The 2,901-nt window shown below is 57.3% G+C and carries 3 protein-coding genes and 1 pseudogene; all 4 read right to left on the bottom strand.

All coding sequences use genetic code 11. The features are described 5' to 3' along the window. Positions 1-248: pseudogene (locus tag K206_RS44560) on the bottom strand (MarR family transcriptional regulator); the annotation flags it as partial. Continuing rightward, positions 245-931: a TetR/AcrR family transcriptional regulator gene (locus K206_RS0136060; RefSeq protein WP_011489347.1), complete on the bottom strand. Its 687-nt coding sequence runs from the start codon at positions 929-931 to the stop codon at positions 245-247. The pseudogene K206_RS44560 and the gene K206_RS0136060, both read right to left, overlap by 4 nt. A gap of 430 nt (positions 932-1,361) precedes the next feature. Beyond that, the gene (locus K206_RS42390; RefSeq protein WP_038457521.1) at positions 1,362-2,306 is read right to left on the bottom strand and encodes an NAD(P)H-binding protein; all 945 of its coding nucleotides are present in this window, start codon (positions 2,304-2,306) and stop codon (positions 1,362-1,364) included. 145 nt (positions 2,307-2,451) lie between these two features. Further along, positions 2,452-2,871, bottom strand: coding sequence for a DoxX family protein (locus tag K206_RS42385; RefSeq protein ID WP_011489345.1), 420 nt, complete (start codon positions 2,869-2,871; stop codon positions 2,452-2,454). Positions 2,872-2,901: the final 30 nt, after the last annotated feature.

Raw genomic sequence — 2,901 nt, 5'->3', positions numbered from 1 at the left:
TCTAACAGCCTCGTCACCGAAGAGGAATCGACTACCAGACTACGAACCAACGTGCTGGGCGTACATGCTGGAATAGCCGACATGTGGTGTAGCGCCATCACTTGAACCGCAGTCAAACCAAATGGAGCAGCCAAGCGATTCAGCACTTGATTCCGTGCAGCAAAAAGTCGCGTGATGGCCGTAGAAAGCTCCATCAGCCGAAGGGCCGCATCAAATTGCTGTGTGCCGCTTGACCCACTCGTCATCATGATCGGGAGCGTTTACTGGACGCTTCCTCACGGCGGCCATAGGCACGCATGAATGTCACCACCGCCGCGTTCGCCCACTGGTCAATCTGCGCCGAGGAAGGCGCGGCATCCGGATGGGTCAGACACTGAAGCTGAGGCTCGCCCCGAACCAGGTTGATAAACAGACTGGCAGCCGTCTCACGGCCAATCTCACCAAGATCGACCTCACCGGATGCCGCTGCGTTAGCCAGTTGCTCGGCCACCATCGTCGTCATGACCTGCGGGCCAGCCAGGTAGAACGTCCGTGCGAGCTTGGGAAAGCGCGGGCCTTCAGCGATCACGACGCGAAAGACGGCCAACCCGCTGGGCGAAAGCACGATGTCCAGGTAGGCCCGGGCTAACATGGTCAACGTCTCTCGCAGCTTTCCAGGGCGGAACTCGATGCCATGCACCGTGTTCGTGAACGCCGCACATTCGGCCTCGATCACCGCTGTGAAGAGGGCTTCCTTGTTCGCGTAGTGTGCGTATACCGTGGACTTCGACACCCCAGCCTCGCGCTGGATCATGTCGGTAGTTGCCGCGCTGAACCCATGGGTCAGGAAGACGTGGCGTGCCGCGCGCAGGACGGTAAGAGCCTTGGCGTTCAGCTCGCCGCTGCTCGGTGGCAAGGTGGTCATGACTTGGTTAGTGCGTTGCATCTGCATGGAGCGGGATTCCCGACACAAGGGCCTAGATGAAGCATAGTACCAAACCGCTCGGTACGCTTCAACTTTGAATAGCACATTCCCTAGCGCGCCGGCGCATTGCTTATATCGACTTGTGAGATAGCTGCCAGTTTGATCTTAATTGCGCTATGGCACACCGAGCGATTCGGTACACCAGCGTGCTGCATCCGCCAGTGGTAGACGAGTAGTGTCTGGCCAGCGTCGGCGCAGTTCATTCCTGCCAGCGGGCTCTTCCGACCTTGACGAGGATGCCGCCAACGACTTGCCCAAAAGAGCTGCTGCGACAGCAGCCCAATTGCAGGCCACGCAGCTCGTGCTGTGGTGAGATGCCGAGATTGGCAGGCAGCGACGGCCGTCAATCGGATGAGGACAACGCAAAGCCGCGATCAGGGCTTTCCGTGAAGTGCGCCTAGAGGAATTGCACCGACGAAGGTGGGCGAGTGAAGGCGACATCCCGACTCCAACCGTATTTGCTGGCCAGAAGGACATCAATCCGTCGCTCTAAAAGGAACTCTCGCACTGCAACAGCGGGGTTGCCAGTCAGTTGCCTAACTCCTTCGCCGACAGCGTGAGCGTCGCCGCGCCGCATGATTCGGTCCGTTGCTACCAGTCCTGCTGCAATCGATGCCGGCACGCCGGCGCCCGTGAGCGTTGCCAGGACGACGTCGTCATCGACATGGGCAGGCTCGATGTGTGCACCAAAGATGAGGTTGATCTCGCGCACAAGTTCACCCATAGAAAAGTCTTGCGTGCCCGAAATAACCAAGTCAGCGCCTGGCAGAGTGTGTGCATTTAGTGCAGCAGCACTGGCACTGAAAGCGTCGTCACGTAAAACGTAGCTCGTACGGCCCTTGCCTGCGGAAGTCGGCCATACACCGGATCTCAGGGCTATCGGCAACCGATGAAAAATGCAGTCGGCCAGGGTGCCAATGCGTAAGATCGTAAATCCAATACCGCTTTGCGCAATGAGGCGCTCCGAGGCCAGATGCCGATATGCCCAGGGCAGCGAGACGGCCGCCACCGAGGGATAGATAAGGTGTTGTACGCGCTCCTGGATTGCAGCCTGCACAATCGCTTGTACCTGAGCCAAGTGGTACACGGCAGCATCAGCCCTACTGGCCGGCACTATCAAAAGTCGATCGACCCCATGCAGCGCATCTCTGAGCAAAGCGGCATCGTGAAAGTCGACTTTCAAATTCGTCGAGTGTCGTGAGGCAAGCTGGGTAACCTGCTTTGCGTGCAAGCCTTGTGCGACGATGGAGGTGGTTCCTGCGCCAAGCAGTACCTCTGCCATCCGGCGACTAGGCACGGCGCCAGAAGCAGTGAGGATGCGAATATAGGAGAAATCGAACATGATTAATTCCCGCGGCGTAGATCAAATCAGATGCCACCACAAGATAACAGCGCTCCGGCTGCAAAGCTCAATCAATGCACGAGCAACTCCAGCTTGCACCAGACCCGTCTAAACGCATGGGCCAACTAAAACGGCGGTTGGGCGCCTATTTGCCGGAACGAAGACGCTTGTGCAGGTGACCGGCAATGCTGGCAGCAATCAATCCGCCAATTAACGAGATGTGTTCAAGTGCAACATACAAGGCGGGCATTGCTTCCGCCTCGGGGAGAGCCCAAAAGCGATGTACCACAACAATCGTAAGGAACAAAAAAAAGCCCAGTGCTCCAGCGCCAACCCATAAGAGTCGATCCAGCAGCAATAGTGCAGACCCGCCTAGCATCGTTACGATCGTTGCTATATTGAACAGACCTTCTGGCGATAATCCAGCCCCTCGCATTTCAGCCAGCCCGCCCTCAAAGTCTATGAGTTTGGCCAATCCGGAGGATAGAAAAACTACCGCTAAAAGCACGCGGGCTACCAGCCAAAGCCAGCGACTACCCAGAATGGAATCGACGATGTTACGCATGCACTCTTACTCCAGTACGTGAGAATGGTC

This window comes from Cupriavidus sp. WS (assembly GCF_000395345.1).
Taxonomy (GTDB): Bacteria; Pseudomonadota; Gammaproteobacteria; order Burkholderiales; family Burkholderiaceae; genus Cupriavidus; species Cupriavidus basilensis_B.
The sequence above is the reverse complement of the archived record's forward strand: the minus strand, read 5'-3'. Positions and strand labels throughout refer to the sequence as shown.